The sequence below is a fragment of the Bradyrhizobium sp. LTSPM299 genome (assembly GCF_000938235.1).
Classification (GTDB): Bacteria; Pseudomonadota; Alphaproteobacteria; order Rhizobiales; family Xanthobacteraceae; genus Bradyrhizobium.
The window spans coordinates 366,749-384,415 of record NZ_JYMU01000023.1 but is presented as its reverse complement, the minus strand read 5'-3'; the positions used below and the strand labels follow the sequence as shown (position 1 = coordinate 384,415).

Sequence of the window (17,667 nt, the reverse complement as noted above, 5' to 3'; positions counted from 1 at the left end):
TGCCCCCAACCCCGACACTCCAAGCGCGCGGCCTCGGTCCCCAAAGACTGGGGCCGTACCTTTTGGGGTGACCGCGGTGTCCAGTGATCGCGCCGGTGCACGGGGGTGCTTCACAGCAGTGCCTTGCATGCAACGCGCGGTTGCCAATCGATCTTGGAACACAACTTCATTCTTTCAAAAGCGCGAGCATTCGCACATGCTCAATGAGCCTTCCGGGGGTAAGGGGCTTTCATCTCGAAATCATTTCATTTCCCGGACGAGAGGCCGCGCGGATCAAACCGGCGGCCTTTCCGATTCCTGGAAGAGAAGAGGAGCCGCCCACGGGGCTGGGGCTAGGCGGCTCCTCTCTGACACGAGACCGCAGTTGCCCCCACGCGGCCCCGTCCCGGTATCAGGATGAGCACGAGATGCGGGGCGGTTAGGGCAGCAATCGCAGGCGCCCGAGTTATCCACCGCTCGATCGGGCCAACTCACCAGCGGCCCGGCGAAAGTCACGGCGGGGCATCCGAGCGGGCCTGCGGAGGAGTCGACCGAGGCAGGCTTACACGCGCCGAATTCTCTCTTTCAGCTTGCGGTTGATCAGCATCTCGGCGCGGCGCCTTGCCAATTCGAGCAACCTCGTGCGCACGGTGCTTCGTATCGATTGATCATCCAACAGGATGATAATCTCGAACTGATCATCGTATTTGCGGGTCACGCTGAACGTGACGCCTTTATGGGTGAAGATCTCGGGCATGCGCGAGCGATATCAAATCGCTCGCTACGGCTGCACCGGGAAGGTACGGAAGATCGTCCCGCTTTTGGAATGGCTCTATGTCGCCCGGAACACCGTTCTTTCCCGGGGGAATCCAAGCTCGACGGGGAGGCGGTAATTTCCCAGGCGGGTCCCCCCGCGACGGCCGGCTGGCTAAACGCACCACCGGCCTCGCCAGAGTCATGGAGGGGCATTCTAGCGGCAGCCGTGCCTATGCGATCTTGGGTGGTTGAAGCCCCGGGGAGGTCAGCCATTCGTTCATGTGCAAGGCGGTCTCGACCTGCCGGAGCTTTTTGAGCAGCACGTCCTTTTGTGGACCTGGCGGGAGATTGGCGATCTCCGCTTCTAGGCGGGATTTCTCGGCTGCAATCCGATCTTCAAATGTGTGGGGGGCGGATCGTCGGCGACGCTGCATGACACACCTCGTGCTTACGGGTCCTAACCGCAGGGTTTGCACTTCCGACGCTAATATACGGTCGCCCAGCCATCAGTTCCAAAGTGAACACAAGGAGCCGCTTGACCCGCGAATCCCGGCCGGAGTCTGATGCGCGCCATGCGAACAGCCCTGCGAGAAGAGATGGACGACTATCGCCGCCTGGAGCGGGTCTGCCGTGAGGTTGCGGAGCGTGCTGTGCTGCCGGAAACGAGGCGCACGCTGCTCGTCATGGCTGAGAGATACCGCACAGCAGCCGCGGCCATCGAGCAGAGCAGTCGTTTTGCCAACACAGTGCCCACACAGGTATTTCGTCGGTTCTTCAATATTCTGTCTAAGCCGTTGAATTTGCTTGGTGAGCGCGGTGGGACTCGAACCCACGACCCCATGATTAAAAGTCACGTGCTCTACCGCCTGAGCTACGCGCTCACTCACCTGAGCAACCGGTCCTGACGCCAGCGGTTACCCGCGTCTCCGGATCATGCTCCAGCCCGGGCTGTGTAGGGGGCAGGGCGCATCGGGTCAATAGCGGAAGGTGGCGCAATCATGTGCCGGCGCATTGGGGAATTGCCTTTGCACCACCGGCGGTTAGGGCGACTTCTTGAAGTCGGCCCGACTGGTCGTCCACTGCGCTCCGACGGTCCGGCTCAGCCGTCCCGGCGCATTTCGGAGGCGACGGGCTGGGCGGGTGCGGCGACCGAGGGCAGGCTGACCGGGCGCAGGCCGATCAATTCCGCGGTGCGGATCGCGCTGTTGCGCCAGAAGGCGAACTCGTTGATGCGCGAATTCTCCAGGATTGCGATCGCAACCGCCGAGAGGAACGGCAGGCTCTCCAGCACCAGCACGCCCGCGAAAATGTAGATCTCGCGCACCTGCTTGGAGCCGTTCACGGTAATCAGCACGGCGGCTCCAAGCAACAGCAGCGCGCCGATCACGGCTTCCCAGAACGCCTGGAATTCGATCGACATCCGCGACAGGCCGCCCTTGGAGGTGCGGGCGAACGCGAGATGCTCGGTGATCAGGCCCTGCGCCACCGCACGCGACACCGTCCATTGCACGCTCATCGCGGCGATCATGGCGCCCAGCATCTGGCCCGCCTTGATGTTCACCCGCAGCCGGTACAGCGCGACGAAGTGCAGCAGCGAGACGATGAAGGAGGCGATGATCGGCAAGGTCAGGATCTTGTCGGGGATCGCGATGTCGGCAAAGGCGACGATCGGCACCCAGATCAGATTGAGGATCGCGACCACCACGCCGAGGCTTTCGGCCCCGAGCCAGTTAAGCCAGCCCAGCGAGAACTCGCGGCGCTGATCGGGCGTCAGCCGGCTGGCGCCGGGCAGGAAGCGCCGCCAGTGCTTCTTGACGATCTGGAAGCCGCCATAGGCCCAGCGATGACGCTGCTTCTTGAAGGCCTCATAGGTGTCGGGCAGTAGGCCTTCGCCGTAGCGCACATTGGTGTAGTGCGTGAGCCAGCCCTGCTGCTGGATCGTCAGGCCGAGATCGGTGTCCTCGCAGATCGTGTCGCTGGACCAGCCGCCCGCCTTGTCCATCGCCGAGCGGCGGATGAGGCACATCGTGCCGTGCACGATGATCGCATTGGCCTCGTTGCGCTGGACCATGCCGATATCGAAGAACCCGGCATATTCGCCGTTCATGATGTAGTGCATCAGCGAGCGATCGCCGTCGCGGTGCTCCTGCGGCGCCTGCACCAGGCCAACGCGCGGATCGGCGAACACAGGCACGAGGTCCTTCAGCCAATCCGGATGCACGACATAGTCGGCATCGATGATGCCGATGATCTCGGCATCAACGGCCGTGCGCTCCATCGCGATGCGCAGTGCGCCGGCCTTGAAGCCCTGCACCTTCTCGGCGTTGATGAACTTGAAGCGCTCGCCGAGCGTCCGGCAGTGATCCTGGATCGGCCGCCAGAATTCCGGATCGGGCGTGTTGTTGATGATGCAGACGCATTCGAAATTCGGGTAGTCGAGCCGCGCCACCGCGTCGAGCGTCTGCTTCAGCATCTCGACCGGCTCGAAATAGGCGGGGATGTGGATCGAGACCTTCGGGAACGAGACATTCTCGCCCATGGTGGCCGGCGCCAGCGTCGCGCTTTCGCTGATCAACCGGCGCGGGCCGCGGCCGAAGGCCACCGCCGCGATCTCCTCGATCCGCGCCATCGCGATAAGTACGAGGGGAACAAGGAGCGTCAGGCCGAGGCTAAGCGCGAAGGCCGAGCCCCAGACGAAATAGTGCACGGTCCAATAGTCGAACACCGTCGCCACCCAGGCGCCGACGCCGTTGGCGGTGGCCGAGAGCAGCAGCGCCTGCATCACCGTCGGGGACGCCAGCCGCAGGATCGGCAGCGACATGAACAGACCGACCAGGACGGCGACGGTGGCGATCTTCCAGTAGTCCGGATTCACGATCGGGCCGGTCCAGGAGAATTTTGCCTCGCGGTCGGCGGTGAAGACGCCCCAGTAGGGACCAACGCCGCCTTCGAAGAACTTCCAGGGCTGATCGATTGCCTCGACGATGTTGTAGTCCATGCCGATGGCTTCGGCGCGGGTGACGAAATTCCGGAGAACCGAGGCTTGCTGGAACGGGCCGGGCTCGGCGTTGCGCAGATTGTAGCCCTGGCTCGGCCAGCCGAATTCCGCGATCAGGATGCGCTTGCCGGGGAAGCTGTCGCGCAGGAGATTGAAGCGGTCGACGGCCTGATCCACCGCCTGGCCATCGGTGAAGTTTTCCCAGTAGGGCAGCACATGCGCGGCGATGAAATCGGCCGAATTGGCGAGCTGCGGATGGTCACGCCAGATGTTCCAGATTTCGCCCGTGGTGACGGGAGTGAGGGAGACGCTGACAGACTTCTTGGCGCGCTGGATCACCTTGATCAGCCGCTGAACGTTGTTTTCGTCTACCGCCCATTTTATCGCTTCATCGCGCTTGTCCTCGGGCTGCGCCTTGGCATCTTGAAGCCGTCCCTCTTCCTCTTGTTCGATGCGCGGGGCTTCCTCGCGAAGGAAGCGCGCGGATTCATTGAGAAAGCGGTCCTTCTCTTCAAGAAATCGCTCCTTCTCTTCAGCGGTGGCATTGGTCTTCAGTATCGGCGGTATCGGCCCGAGGTTCTCGATCGGAATCTGCTCGCCCCGAAAGATGGTTTCGTTGCCGATCACGATGCCCGTGACATTGCCGTTGCTCTTGGCAAGATCGACAGCGGCTGCAATTTCGCGACCATTGCGGTCCGCATCCTTATCGATCCAAACGCCAATCATCACCTTCATGCCGAACTCGGCGGCGATGCGCGGTACCAGTTCGTTTCCTTCGGTCGACGAGTATCCACGGACCGCCCGCGTGACCGTGGAGAGCTTCTTCAGATCGGCGCGCACCTTGTCGGCATCGCCGTCGACGACGGTGTGCTTCGGCTCGAACGGCGTATAGGACAGGCTCGGCAGTGTGCCGCGGAAGTCGGGCGCCGCCTGTTTCTCCTGGAACAGACCCCAAAGCGCAGCGTGGGCGGCGGTGACAAGCAACAGGACGGCGACGACGGCGCGCATCGCGACTAAACCATACGGGGCCTGAGATTGAGGACGAAGCGAACCCGTCCCCTGGGTTCGACCAAACGGCGGTGGGCTTAAGGATATCTCCACCGCGCGATTTAACAACTGGTATGCGGCGATGGCGTTTTAAGGGCGCGGGCTGTTCCAGCCGCAAAAAATCACGACAGGCGGAACTGCACGATTGCTATTTCGCCGGCGCCGCAGGTGACGGCGAAGCAGACGGAGCCGGCGAGGGCGACGCAGCCGGTACAGGTGCGGCGTTGCCGGCCGTCGACGGCGCCGGAGTGGGCGCGGCGGCGGCCGCGGCCTGCGGCTGCGCGCCGGGATTGATCCAGCAGGCGTGGATGCGGGTATCGAGGCTGCGCGGCACCTTGTCGTCGATCTGGGCTCCGAACCGGGTCAGGCAGCGGAACGCCGCCTGGACATGGCCGCCCGGGCAGCCGAACCGGTCGTAGAGGTCGAGATGGCGGAAGGCGGTATCGAGGTCGTCGTTCCACATCAGCCGAACCACACGGCGGCCGAGCCAGACGCATTCCGGATTGCCGGCCGGGCCGTTGATGGCCTGCTGCGCCTCGCCAAGTTCGTCGGTCTTGCGCTGGTTGGCTTCCTTCGCGGCATTTGCATTGGCGTCGGCCGCGTTGCCGGCCGGCGGTTTGGCCTGGTCTTGCGGATTGGGGGTGCCGCTCTGGGCAAACGCGCCGCCGGCCCCGATCAGCAGCACGAGGCCGGTGACGGCGAGGTGGCGCAAACCCGTGTTCTTCAACTCAAGCAGCCGTCGACGCATGTAGTCCCCGATATGTTCCAGCCCCGCGGGATCATCCTAACGGCTCGCGTGATGCCGTCCAAATCAGTCTCCAGTGCGGCGGAGACTCTGGCAAAATCCCATGACTGGAATTTGGTATTTTGTCCAGCAAACTCACAACTTTATAGCCGCAGCGCAAATCTGTCGCAGGACAACCATGGTATTGACCGATTCCCGCTCTTGGCAGACGGGCTGCGACCGGCTAATTCGACGTTCCCCCGGAGGATGGAACCGATTTCGCTTCGTACGCCACTGGCGCTTCTCCTGATCTCGCTCTCCGCGATTGCAGCCGTGTGGTGGTGGCTTGCCACGCCGATCACGCTTGCGCGCGCGCCGATCGATCCCAACGCCAAGCTGCAATGCGTGTCCTACACGCCGTTCCGCGGCGCCCAGACGCCTCTTGACCCCAGCACACAAATTCCGGTCGAGCAGATCGAGCAGGACCTGACCGACCTCGCCAAGGTCACCGATTGTGTCCGCACCTATTCGATCGAGAACGGCCTCGACCTGGTGCCCGGCGTCGCCGCCAAGGTTGGCCTGAAGGTGATGCAGGGCATCTGGCTCGGCAGCAACCGCTTCAAGAATCTGCAGCAGATCGCGATCGCGGTGCGGCTCGCCAAGGAATATCCCGGCGTGATCACCTCGCTGATCGTCGGCAATGAGGTGCTGTTGCGCGGCGAGATGACGGCCGCCGACCTCGCCGCCAATATTCGCGCGGTGAAGGCGCAGGCCAATGTCCCCGTGACCTATGCCGATGTCTGGGAATATTGGCTGAAGAACCGCGAGATCTATGACGCGGTCGATTTCGTCACCATTCACATCCTGCCGTATTGGGAGGACACGCCGGTCAAGGCCAAGTTCGCCGCCGCCCATGTCGACGAGATCCGCAAGCGGATGGCGGTGTCGTTTCCGGCCAAGGAAATCCTGATCGGCGAGACCGGCTGGCCGAGCGCGGGACGGATGCGGGAAGGCGCGCTGCCGTCGCGCACCAACCAGGCGCGGGTGGTCTCGGAGATCCTTGATCTGGCCAAGCGCGAGGGGTTTCGCGTCAACCTGATCGAGGCCTACGACCAGCCTTGGAAGCGCAGGCTCGAGGGCACCGTCGGCGGCTTTTGGGGCCTGTTCGATTCCGTGCAACGGCAGGTGAAGTATCCGCCGGGCATCGCCATCAGCAACTATCCCGCCTGGAAGCTGCAGATGGGCGTCGGCATGGCGCTCAGCGCCTTGACCTTCCTTGTGGCGTGGCTGACCTGGCGGCGCCGGCCCTGGACGCCGCGGCCCTCGGCCTGGATCGCAGTCGGCATCTCCGCGACGGTGGCCGGCGCGCTGCTCGGGATTGCCATCGACAAGATGTCCTATGAGAGCTACGGCGCCGGCGGCTGGCTGCTGTGGGGCGCGCTGCTGGCAGTTGGCATCGCCGCGCCCCTGCTGTCGGCGCCTGCGCTGATCGCCGGGCGGGCGCTGCCGACCTTCCTGGAACTGGTCGGGCCGCGCGACTATCGCGGCAAGGGCGTGCTCGGCGCGCTGCTGGCGATCGTGCTTGTTGCAACCACCGTGATCGCCGCCGAGACCGCGCTCGGCTTCACCTTCGATCCGCGCTACCGCGATTTCCCGTTTGCCTCGCTTACCATGGCGGTGGTGCCGTTCGCGCTGCTGACCATGCTCAACCGCCCGAAGGAGGGCGTCCGCCCGATCGCCGAGTCCGTGTTCGCCGGCCTTTTTGTGGTCGCGACGGCCTACATGCTGTTCAACGAGGGCACGATCAACTGGCAATCGGACTGGACCTGCGCGATGTATCTGTTGCTCGCAGCTACGCTGTGGCGGGCGCGGGCCGCGCAAAACCCAGGATAAGCAGGCCGATCGCGATCCCCGACAGCGCGACATTGTAGAGCACGATGCCGAGCCCGGCCGCGATCAGCCCGCCAGTCAGCAGCACGATCGAGGGCCGCATCACGTGCAGCGCCGCGATGACCAGCGCCGTGATCCCGAATACCGAGTTCTTGAACAGCACCGTCGACAGCACGCGCGCCTGGCAGAGCAGCGTCTGCAGCCCGCCGTCGCAGGCCAGCGCCACCGTCGAGAGCTCGATCGCCAAATAGCGCACATAAAGCGCGTAGCCGACGGTGATGAAGCCGATGACCAGCAGGAACTGGACCTGGTAGGGCGAGAGGCGGAACGGAGGTTTTGTCATCGCGCCATTATGGTCGGGAACGGGATGCGGGACAAGGTCGCCCGGACCGGTGAAATCGGTTGAGATTTTGACCGCAACATATTGCCGCAGATCATCATTGGCCGTTGCGCCGGAACATCGAGGAGAACGTTGTGGGCTCCGGCTTCTTCTCCTCGGCAACCGGCGGTGGCGCAGCAGCGCGCTTGGGCGCAAACCGCCGCTGCGGCTGAACCGGCTTGCCCGCCGCCGGCGCGTCGGCGGGCTTCATGGTGAGGCGTTGGCCGTCATAGATCGCCGTCTCGCAGGTCCGCTGGGTCAGACTGAGCCCGGCGCAGATTTTTGCGGCAGTGCCGGCATCGTTGAGCGGTCCGGCCACCAGGCGAAGCTGCATGCCGAGGCCGTTGGTGTTCTCCTTGACCACGATGATCGGGCGCAGCGCGGCGAGCGGCGCGTTGGCCTTGGCTTTCAACAGGCCGCGCCACAGCGCGCGCAGCCCGTTGACCGAATTCGCGGTGCCGAGGTCGACGCCGAACTCAGTGCGCTGGATCTGCGCCTTCGGTGCCCCGGCGTCGTCCGCCTCAGCGTCGTCATCGGGAGCCGCGGTCGCCAGCTCGGGCATCGGTGTGGTCTTCACATCGTTGGCCGTTGGCGGCTTGATCGGTTCGAGCGGCTTGCCGGCGGCCGGCGCCGGCGGCCCGATCATGGAATTATCGGCCGTCAGCGTCGCCGGGGACGGCGGCGCTGAAGGTTTGCCGGCGTTCGCGCCGGCCGGCGCCGCGGCGGCAGCGGGGCTCGCCGCAACGGCCGGGGCGGGCGCAGCCGCGGCTTGTGACGCGGACTGGGACGAGGACTGGGACGAGGACTGGGACGAGGACTGGGAATTGCCTGGCACTGCCGTCGCCGGCTTGTCTGACGCAGCCTGCGGCTTGTCGGCAACCAGGGGCTTGGTGTCGGAGGTCGCCTGCGGTTTGGCGTCTGAAGCCGGCTGCGGCTTGATGACGGGGATTGATTTCTTGTCCGCTGCCGCGACGGGCTTCTCCGTCACGGCGGCGGGCTTCTCGGCCGGTGCAGCCGCCTTGTCCGATGTCGCCGGTTTGTCTGATGGCGTAGGCTTGTCGGACGGGGCGGGCTGTGCGGTGGCAACCGGTGCGACGGCCGGGGCTGCTGCCGACGGCTGCGCCGGTGCCGGTGGGGCTGTCGGAGCGACCAGCGCAGCAGCTGCCGGTGCCGACATCGGCGGGACGAGGGGCGGCTGTTTGGCGATCGCGCCGGTGACGGAATCCAGCCCTTGCTCCAGCGTACTGACGCGCGAATAGAGCCGGTCGCGGTCGCTGTTGAGCGTATCGATCGCCGAAGCGAGTCGCCGCGTCTCGTTGTGGCTCTCCTTCGCCAGCGTTTGAAGCTGCTGCGCCTGGCGGGCGACGTCGATGGCCGCGACCTGGTCGCGCTTGATTGTCAGTGACGACTGGTTGGCCATCACGGCGACGATCACAGCACCGACCGCGGCGAGGCCCCACGATCCGAGCCGCCACAGCATGCTGCGACCGGACTCGTGCTCCTCGGCGAGCAGGCCGGTCGAGCTGTCCGTGTCGAAATCCGCCGCAAGGTTGTCGGGATCTTTGGCCAAAGCGCGCTTGGCCCTCCTCAAGGCCCGCCGAATCACAGGGCAAAGATTAACAGGAAATCGACCGGGAACTTGAATCCGGGTGCGCACGGAGGCGAATCGGTTTCTTCTCCCCGGGAAAACAATTAAAGACGGCCCGGCGCAGAGCGCTGCGCGAGAGGTTGAGGATAGAGGATGACTGCGCGATCGAGCCTGACGGTGGTGCTTGCAGCGGGCGAGGGCACGCGGATGCGCTCGTCGCTGCCGAAGGTGCTGCACCCCGTGGCCTCGCAGTCGCTGCTGGCGCATGTGCTCAATGCCGCCGCCGCCGCCGATGGATCGTCGCTCGCGGTCGTGATCGGCCCGGACCATGAAGCCGTCGCCGCCGAGGCGCGGCGCATACGGCCCGACGCGCAGGTCTTCGTCCAACACGAGCGGCTCGGTACCGCGCATGCGGTGCTGGCGGCGCGCGAGGCGCTGGCGCGCGGCGCCGACGACCTGCTGGTCGTATTCGGCGACACGCCGCTGATCACCGCCGAGACCTTTGCGCGGATGCGTGCGCCGCTGCGGCAGGGCGCGGCACTCGCGGTGCTGGGCTTCCAGGCGGCCGATCCGACCGGCTACGGCAGGCTCGTCGTCGAGAACGGCAAATTGGTTGCGATCCGCGAGCACGCCGACGCCAGCACCGACGAGCGCAAGATCACGCTGTGCAACGCCGGCGTGATGGCGTTCGACGGCGGATGCGCGCTCGCGATCATCGAGAAGATCGGCAACAACAACGCCAAGGGCGAATATTATCTGACCGACGCCGTCAGCGTCGTCAGGGATCTGGGATTGGAGGCCGTCGTGATTGAAACCAGCGAAGACGAAGTGCGTGGCATCAACACCAAGGCGCAGCTTGCCGAGGCCGAGGCCGTGATGCAGGCGCGGCTGCGCAAGGCCGCGCTCGACGCCGGCGTCACCTTGATCGCGCCCGACACCGTCTATCTCGCCGCCGACACCACATTCGGCAGGGACGTCACCATCGAGCCGTTCGTGGTGATCGGTCCCGGCGTGTCGATCGCCGACGGTGCGGTGATCCATGCCTTCTCGCACATCGTCGAGGCCAAGATCGGCAAGAAGGTCTCCGTCGGACCCTATGCGCGGATCCGGCCCGGCACCTCGCTCGGCGACGGCGCGCGGATCGGCAATTTCGTCGAGACCAAGGCCGCGGTGCTCGAGGCCGGCGTCAAGGTCAACCATCTGTCCTATGTCGGCGATGCCCATATCGGCGCCAATTCCAATCTCGGCGCCGGCACCATCACCTGCAATTATGACGGTTTTTCCAAGCACAAGACGCTGATTGGCGAGGGCGCCTTCATCGGCACCAACTCCTCGCTGGTGGCCCCGATCAAGATCGGCAACGGCGCCTATATCGGCTCCGGCTCCGTCATCACCAAGGACGTGCCCGACGACGCGTTGGCCGTCGAGCGCAACCAGCAGACCATCCGCGAAGGCGGCGCCAAGCGCTACCGCGAGATCAAGATGAAGGCCAAAGAGAAGAAGGGGAAGTGAGGGCGTCGCGGTCACCGGCATTTCCATGTCATCGCACAATTGCGAACCACTCGCGCCCAAACCTCGGTGTCGTCGCCCGGCTTGTCCGGGCGATCCAGTATTCCAGAGAGGGTCGTTATTGAGCCGATAGGCCGCGGCGTACTGGGTCGCCCGGTCCATGTGCGCAATTGCGCACGGGCCGGGCGATGACATCTGTGGATAGAGACGCAGCTTCGCATTCTCGCGACATGAATTATCCGAGTCTTGCTTGTGGCCTTGCGCCGTCGGGCAACTCAGTGCCAAGGGCGGCCTCCCGCCCAAGACAAACTACCAAGACACACCACGCGGAGAATTGAGCCATGATCGCCTGCCGGTTGTGACGCATGGCGGAGCGGGCTATTGCCGTGGATAAGAAAATCGAATCGTAAACTCGGTGGCTGGGAGGCAGCGTGAAAATTCTAAAATTCCTGGAGAAGGTTCCTGGCGGGATCATGCTGATCCCCCTGCTGCTCGGCGCAGCCTGCAAGACATTTTCCCCGGGTGCGGGGGCTTATCTTGGGGCGTTCACCAACGGGTTGATCACCGGCACGGTCCCGATTCTGGCGGTCTGGTTCTTCTGCATGGGCGCCACCATCGATCTGCGGGCGACCGGCACGGTGCTGCGGAAATCTGGAACGCTGCTTGTTACCAAGATCATCGTGGCGTGGATCGCGACCATGATCGCGGCGCGTTTCCTGCCTGAGGCAGGGATCGCGACCGGCATCTTCGCGGGTCTGTCGGTGCTGGCCATCACAACGGCGATGGACATGACCAATGGCGGTCTCTACGCGGCGATGATGCAGCAATATGGCACCAGGGAGGAGGCCGGAGCCTTCGTCCTGATGTCGATCGAGTCTGGCCCGCTAGTGAGCATGCTCGTGCTGGGTGCGTCAGGCGTTGCGGTGTTCGAGCCGCGGCTGTTTGTCGGTGCCGTGCTGCCGTTCCTGATCGGGTTCGCGCTCGGCAATCTCGACAGCGATCTGCGCAAATTCTTCGGCCGATGCGTTCATCCGCTGATTCCGTTCTTCGGCTTTGCGCTGGGCAACGGCATCGATCTGAACGTGATCGCGCAGACCGGCCTCGGCGGCATCCTGCTTGGATTGATCGTGATCGTCGTGACGGGCATTCCGCTGATGCTCGCCGATCGGTTCGTCGCAGGCGGCAACGGCACGGCGGGCCTCGCCGCATCCAGCACGGCAGGCGCCGCCATCGCAAATCCGGTTCTGATCGCCAACATGATTCCAAGCTTCAAAGCCGTGGCACCGGCCGCGACCGCGCTGGTCGCCACATCCTGCCTCGTGACCGCAATCCTCGTTCCGATCCTGACGGGCTTCTGGGCGAAGCGGATGGGGCATGTGCCGACGGACGATGCCACGGTCGACAGCTATCGCGAGGGCGTCGAGCCGATCTGAAGCAGGCGATAACGGTTGAGCTCGCCCGCATGAGCAACGCGATATGCGGGATTAGCACCCGGACGTCGCTTCGCTCATCCGGGCTGCGCTTGCTGCGCGCGGCCGGTCAGGTGAAGGCGACATCGATCCGATTGTCGGCTTTCGCGATGATCCGGCAGGCGCGCGTCAGCGCCTCGGCTGCGATCGCGAGTTTGAACTGCTCGGGAATGTGGGCGGTCGTGGTCACCTCGATCGTCGCGGCCTCGCGGGACAGTCCGTGCACGGTGCAGTCGATGGTCGAATGACCGGCGTTGAAGCTGATCTTGCCGGCCTTGAACACACGCCGTGCGATCAGAGTAAGCGCCGGCGTCTGGTGGATCCAGGCCAGCGCCTGGTTGCGTCCGGACTGCTTGGCTCCATACATCGCAAGGTCGGCATTGCGCAGCATGTCGTCGAAGCATTGGCCGAGGCCGAACTCCGATCCGCCAAGGCTGCAGGTGACGCTGATCGTGCCGGCCGGCGTCTCGATCCGCGTCGCCGCAACGGCGGCGCGCACTTTCTCGAGCACACTCATTGCCTGCACCAGGTGGGTGCGCGGCAACAGGAGGCCGAACTCCTCGCCGCCGATCCGGCCGATGACGTCAGAGGCCCGCAGCGAATCGTGCACGACATCCGCGACAGCCGCCAGCACCATGTCCCCGACCGCGTGGCCGTAGCGATCGTTGATCGACTTGAAATGATCGATGTCGAGCACCGCGCAGGCCAGCGGGCTCGCATGCCGCATCGCCAGCGCGGCCAGGCGCTCGCCTTCGCTGCGGAAGGCCCGCCGCGACGACACGCCGGTGAGGCTGTCCTGCATGCTGAGATTGCGCAGCAACAGCTCGTCGACGGCGATGGCGGCGAGATCGGTCAGCATGCCGATCTGTTCGCCGTCGAATTCGCGCGGCCGCGTATCCATCGCGCACAGGGTCCCGATGGTCGCACCGGATATCCGCAGCTGCGCGCCCGCATAGAAGCGGATGAACGGCTTGCCGCGAACGAAGACATTGTCCGCGAACCGTCGATCTCTGTGCGTATCCGGGATCACCAGCGTGTCGCCTTGCCCGATCGCATAGTTGCAGAGCGCGGGTCCGCGCGCGGTCTCGCGATCCTCCATGCCCTCGGAGGCCTTGAACCATTGCCGGTGACCGTCGATCAAGGTGAGCGTCGACATCGGTACGCGAAAAATCTTCCGGCACAGTGCCGTCAGCCGATCGAACGCGAGTTCGCGCGGTGTGTCGAGGATATCGAGCCTGGCCAGGACGTCGAGGCGACGCGCCTCGGAATCTTGCATTTCGTGCATCGGGGTACCTCCCGCGGCGGGCAGCCTCTCCGAAACGGGTTAACTTCATCTTGATGGCAGGGAGAGCTGCGCGATGCAGAAGTCGATTTGCTAACAGTTCGTAAAAATGGAGACGGGGGGATTAACCAGTCTTACGCGTCAACCTTTCCGCTTAAGACTGTCGCAATCCGCAATAATTATTGAGTATCTTGCGCACGGCGATTCCCGTTAAGGGACCGTGTCGCTGCTTTGGCAAATTTTCGGCGATTTGGGGATATTGAACCGCATGTGCGGCATCGTCGGCATTCTTGGACGCGCTCCGGTCGCGGAGCAATTGGTGGATTCACTCAAGCGGCTGGAATACCGCGGTTATGATTCCGCCGGTGTCGCCACGCTGGAGGGCGGGGTGCTCGCGCGCCGCCGTGCCGAGGGCAAGCTGAAGAACCTGGAGGCCCGGCTCGAAGCCAAACCGCTTGGCGGCCATACCGGCATCGGCCACACCCGCTGGGCAACCCACGGCAAGCCGACCGAGAACAACGCGCATCCGCATTCGACCGAGCGCGTCGCCGTGGTGCATAACGGCATCATCGAGAATTTCCGCGAGCTGCGCGAGGAGCTCGAGGCCAAGGGCACGGTGTTCTCGACCCAGACCGACACCGAGATCGTGCTGCATCTGGTCGATGATCTGCTCAAGGGCGGCGTTGCGCCGATCGAGGCGGTGAGGGCGACACTGACGCGGCTGCGCGGCGCATTCGCGCTCGGCTTCATCTTTGCCGGCGAGGACGATCTGATGATCGGTGCCCGCAACGGCCCGCCGCTCGCGATCGGCCATGGCGATGGCGAGATGTATCTGGGCTCGGACGCGATCGCGCTTGGGCCCTTCACCGACACGATCAGCTATCTCGAGGACGGCGACTGGGTGGTCTTGAACCGCAAAGGCGCGACCATCTACGACAAGGACAATGCGATCGTCCACCGCGAGGCGATGAAGCACACCACGGCAACCGCGCTGGTCGACAAGGCCAACTATCGCCATTTCATGGCGAAGGAGATCCACGAGCAGCCGGAAGTGGTCGGGCACACGCTCGCCCGCTACGTCGACATGGCGACCGAGCGTGTCGCGATGCCGGTCAAGCTGCCGTTCGACTTCAAGGACATCCAGCGCATCTCGATCACGGCCTGTGGCACCGCGAGCTATGCCGGCTTTATCGCAAAATACTGGCTGGAAAAGTTAGGCCGCGTGCCGGTCGAACTCGATGTCGCCTCCGAATTCCGCTACCGCGAGGCGCCACTGCGCAAGGGCGATCTCGCGATCTTCATTTCGCAGTCCGGCGAAACCGCCGACACGCTGGCGGCGCTGCGCTACGCCAAATCGCAAGGCACGCACACGCTGTCGGTCGTCAACGTCCCGGCGTCGACGATCGCGCGCGAAAGCGAGACCGTGCTGCAGACGCTGGCCGGCCCAGAAATCGGCGTCGCCTCGACCAAGGCCTTTACCTGCCAGCTGATGGTGCTGGCCGCGCTCGCGGTCGCCGCCGGCAAGGCGCGGGGCGAGCTGTCCGATGCCGACGAGGCCAAGCTGGTGCATAGCCTGGTCGAGATTCCGCGGCTGATGTCGGAAGCGCTGACCACCGAAGTGCAGATCGAGAAGCTGGCGCGCGAGATCTCGAAGTCGCGCGACGTGCTCTATCTCGGCCGCGGCACCAGCTATCCGCTGGCGCTGGAAGGCGCGCTGAAGCTGAAGGAAATCTCCTACATCCATGCCGAGGGCTATGCCGCTGGCGAGCTCAAGCACGGGCCGATCGCGCTGATCGACGAGCATATGCCGGTCGTGGTGATCGCGCCCTACGACAAGGTATTCGAGAAGACGGTCTCCAACATGCAGGAGGTCGCGGCCCGCGGCGGCAAGATCATCCTGATGACCGACGCCAAGGGGGCGGCCGAGGCGACGATCCAGTCCCTGGTGACGATCGTGATGCCCGACATGGGGGCGACCTTTGCGCCGATCGTCTATGCCGTCCCGGTGCAGTTGCTGGCCTATCACACGGCCGTCATCATGGGCACCGACGTCGATCAGCCGCGGAATCTGGCGAAATCGGTCACGGTCGAATAGTCGCAAGCGCTGAAGTCATCGAGGCCCTTCAAAAACCTGCTAGGATGGCTTAGCTGGTTGATTGGGCTTCGGCCGTTTCGACGCCGCTTCGACGACCTGGAACCGCAATGACCTCCAATCAACTGCCTCCCGCCACGTCAGGTGAACTGCCTCCGGACGCCCCACGCGGGCTGATGGCGCGGTTTCGCAACTATTTCCTGACCGGCCTGGTGGTTGCAGGTCCGATTGCCATCACCTTCTATCTGACCTGGTGGTTCGTGAACTGGGTCGACAATCTGGTCCGGCCGTTCGTGCCGGTCACCTATCGGCCGGAAACCTATTTGCCGTTCGGCTTGCCGGGTTCCGGACTGATCGTCGCCGTCATCGCGCTGACGCTGCTTGGTTTTCTGACCGCCAATCTGATCGGGCGAACCCTGGTCGATCTCGGCGAGCGGCTGCTGGGGCGGATTCCCGCAGTGCGGGCGATCTATCGCGGCCTGAAGCAGGTGTTCGAGACGCTGTTCTCCGGAAACGGGTCGAGCTTCCGCCGCGTCGGCCTCGTCGAATTTCCCTCGCCGGGGATGTGGTCGATCGTGCTGATCTCGCAGTCGCCGAATCCTGAGTTGGCCGCCAGCCTGCCCGGAGACGAAGAGCACATCTCGGTGTTCCTGCCCTGCGCGCCGAACCCGACCACCGGCTTCTTCTTCTACGTGCCGAAGAGCAAGATCATCGAGATCGAGATGAGCACCGAGGATGCCGCAACGCTGATCATGTCGGCCGGCGTGGTGCAGCCAGGCGCCTCCGACCAGCAGAAGCGCGTCGCGGCGCTTGCCGGAATGGCGAATGCTGCGCGCGTCGCCAACCAGGCTTCGCTGCAGCCGACGACGTCGCCGGTGAAGGTCGAGGGCTGACGGCCGCGAGCCGACAGAACCTCCTTTGTCAAAGCATTGGGCGCATCGCGCTGATTGACGCCTTCGAACCGGAGATCAAGGATGCCTACGACCATTGCGGTCCTCGCGCCGGGTGCCATGGGCAGCGCGGTCGCACAGCGCCTGACCGAACACGGCGCACGCGTGCTGACCTCGCTCGCCGGACGCAGCGCCGCCACCGCGCAGCGGGCTACCGCAACAGGCATGATCGCCGCCGACGATACCGAGATCGCGGGTGCCGACATCATCCTGTCGATCGTGCCGCCGGGTGAGGCGCTGGCGCTGGCCGAACGGCTTGCCGCGGCCATTACCAGGCAGCAGACCACACCAATATTCGTCGATTGCAACGCCATCAGCGTCGAGACCGTCCGCAAGGTCGAGGAGATCGTCGAGTCCTCAGGCGCGCGCTTCGTCGATGCCGGGATCATCGGCTTTCCGCCGCGGCCAGGCCATCCGGGACCGTCGTTCTTCGTTTCGGGCGAGCACACCGGCGATGTCGCGGTGCTCGAAGAGCTCGGCCTCGATTTGCGCGTGGTCGAGGGGCCGGTCGGCGCGGCCTCGGCGCTGAAAATGTCCTACGCCGGCATCAACAAGGGCGTGACCGCGGTTGCTGCCGCGATGGTGCTCGCCGCCACCCGCGCCGGCGCAGCCGACGCGCTGCGCGAGGAGCTCGCGCGAAGCCAGCCGCAGCTGCTCGCCAAGATTGACGGCGCATTGCCGGACATGGTGCCGAAAGCCTATCGCTGGGTCGCCGAGATGCGCGAGATCGCAGCATTCCTCGGCCCCGATCACCCCGCAAACCTCGTCTACGAGGGTTTTGCCCGCCTGTTCGAGCACATCGCCGCCGACGAGAGGGGCGCCCGGACCGAAGTCGCGCAACTGACCGCGTTCGCGGAGGGCGTGAAGGCCAAAGGCTGACAGCCCCCTCCGCGTCATTGCGGTCGTCGGGTGGGCAAAGCGAAGCGTGCCCACCACTTCTTGCACTGCTCGTGATGGTGGGCACGGCGCAAGCGCGCCTTTGCCCACCCTACAAGGCGCGCGAT

General features: G+C 64.6%; 13 protein-coding genes and 1 tRNA gene. 6 read left to right on the top strand and 8 right to left on the bottom strand.

Annotated features, from left to right (window positions below; genetic code table 11):
* Window positions 1–541: 541 nt before the first annotated feature.
* The 5 genes from UP10_RS15985 to UP10_RS15965 all read right to left on the bottom strand — a co-directional run bounded on the left by UP10_RS15985 (window position 542) and on the right by UP10_RS15965 (window position 5,528).
* Window positions 542–736, bottom strand: a complete 195-nt coding sequence (locus UP10_RS15985; protein ID WP_044588241.1) for a hypothetical protein — start codon at window positions 734–736, stop codon at window positions 542–544.
* A 229-nt stretch (window positions 737–965) separates the two neighbouring features.
* Window positions 966–1,169, bottom strand: a complete 204-nt coding sequence (locus UP10_RS15980) for a hypothetical protein (protein ID WP_044588240.1) — start codon at window positions 1,167–1,169, stop codon at window positions 966–968.
* Between the two features lie 371 nt (window positions 1,170–1,540).
* A tRNA-Lys gene (locus UP10_RS15975) sits at window positions 1,541–1,616 on the bottom strand.
* Window positions 1,617–1,834: 218 nt separating this feature from the next.
* A complete protein-coding gene (locus UP10_RS15970) occupies window positions 1,835–4,741 on the bottom strand; it encodes a glycosyltransferase (RefSeq protein WP_044588239.1) in 2,907 nt (968 codons plus the stop codon).
* A 187-nt stretch (window positions 4,742–4,928) separates the two neighbouring features.
* Complete coding sequence (locus tag UP10_RS15965; RefSeq protein WP_044588238.1) at window positions 4,929–5,528, bottom strand: hypothetical protein; 600 nt, start codon at window positions 5,526–5,528, stop codon at window positions 4,929–4,931.
* Window positions 5,529–5,771: 243 nt separating this feature from the next.
* Between UP10_RS15965 and UP10_RS15960 the strand changes: the two genes are divergently transcribed.
* Window positions 5,772–7,397, top strand: a complete 1,626-nt coding sequence (locus UP10_RS15960; RefSeq protein WP_044588237.1) for a glycoside hydrolase family 17 protein — start codon at window positions 5,772–5,774, stop codon at window positions 7,395–7,397.
* Here the strand turns inward: UP10_RS15960 and UP10_RS15955 are convergent.
* Window positions 7,357–7,737, bottom strand: a complete 381-nt coding sequence (locus UP10_RS15955) for a hypothetical protein (RefSeq protein ID WP_044588236.1) — start codon at window positions 7,735–7,737, stop codon at window positions 7,357–7,359. The genes UP10_RS15960 and UP10_RS15955 overlap by 41 nt on opposite strands.
* A gap of 94 nt (window positions 7,738–7,831) precedes the next feature.
* The gene (locus tag UP10_RS15950) at window positions 7,832–9,343 is read right to left on the bottom strand and encodes a hypothetical protein (protein WP_044588235.1); all 1,512 of its coding nucleotides are present in this window, start codon (window positions 9,341–9,343) and stop codon (window positions 7,832–7,834) included.
* Between the two features lie 171 nt (window positions 9,344–9,514).
* On the opposite strand from UP10_RS15950, the gene glmU reads away from it, so the two are divergent.
* Both glmU and kdgT read left to right on the top strand, forming a co-directional pair.
* Entirely contained in the window at window positions 9,515–10,873 is a 1,359-nt protein-coding gene (glmU, locus tag UP10_RS15945; RefSeq protein WP_044588234.1) for a bifunctional UDP-N-acetylglucosamine diphosphorylase/glucosamine-1-phosphate N-acetyltransferase GlmU, read from the top strand.
* A 428-nt stretch (window positions 10,874–11,301) separates the two neighbouring features.
* Entirely contained in the window at window positions 11,302–12,303 is a 1,002-nt protein-coding gene (kdgT, locus tag UP10_RS15940) for a 2-keto-3-deoxygluconate transporter (RefSeq protein ID WP_082077146.1), read from the top strand.
* Window positions 12,304–12,409: 106 nt separating this feature from the next.
* Here the strand turns inward: kdgT and UP10_RS15935 are convergent, their stop codons facing one another.
* Entirely contained in the window at window positions 12,410–13,624 is a 1,215-nt protein-coding gene (locus tag UP10_RS15935; RefSeq protein WP_044588233.1) for a GGDEF domain-containing protein, read from the bottom strand.
* A 265-nt stretch (window positions 13,625–13,889) separates the two neighbouring features.
* On the opposite strand from UP10_RS15935, the gene glmS reads away from it, so the two are divergent.
* The 3 genes from glmS to UP10_RS15920 all read left to right on the top strand — a co-directional run bounded on the left by glmS (window position 13,890) and on the right by UP10_RS15920 (window position 17,542).
* Window positions 13,890–15,716 carry a glutamine--fructose-6-phosphate transaminase (isomerizing) gene (glmS, locus tag UP10_RS15930; RefSeq protein WP_044588296.1) on the top strand — a complete coding sequence of 609 codons (1,827 nt, stop codon included), beginning with the start codon at window positions 13,890–13,892 and terminating at the stop codon, window positions 15,714–15,716.
* A 107-nt stretch (window positions 15,717–15,823) separates the two neighbouring features.
* Complete coding sequence (locus tag UP10_RS15925; protein ID WP_044588232.1) at window positions 15,824–16,606, top strand: DUF502 domain-containing protein; 783 nt, start codon at window positions 15,824–15,826, stop codon at window positions 16,604–16,606.
* 81 nt (window positions 16,607–16,687) lie between these two features.
* Window positions 16,688–17,542 (top strand): NAD(P)-dependent oxidoreductase, encoded by an 855-nt coding sequence (locus UP10_RS15920; protein WP_044588231.1) that lies wholly within the window; start codon window positions 16,688–16,690, stop codon window positions 17,540–17,542.
* The last annotated feature ends 125 nt before the right edge of the window (window positions 17,543–17,667 follow it).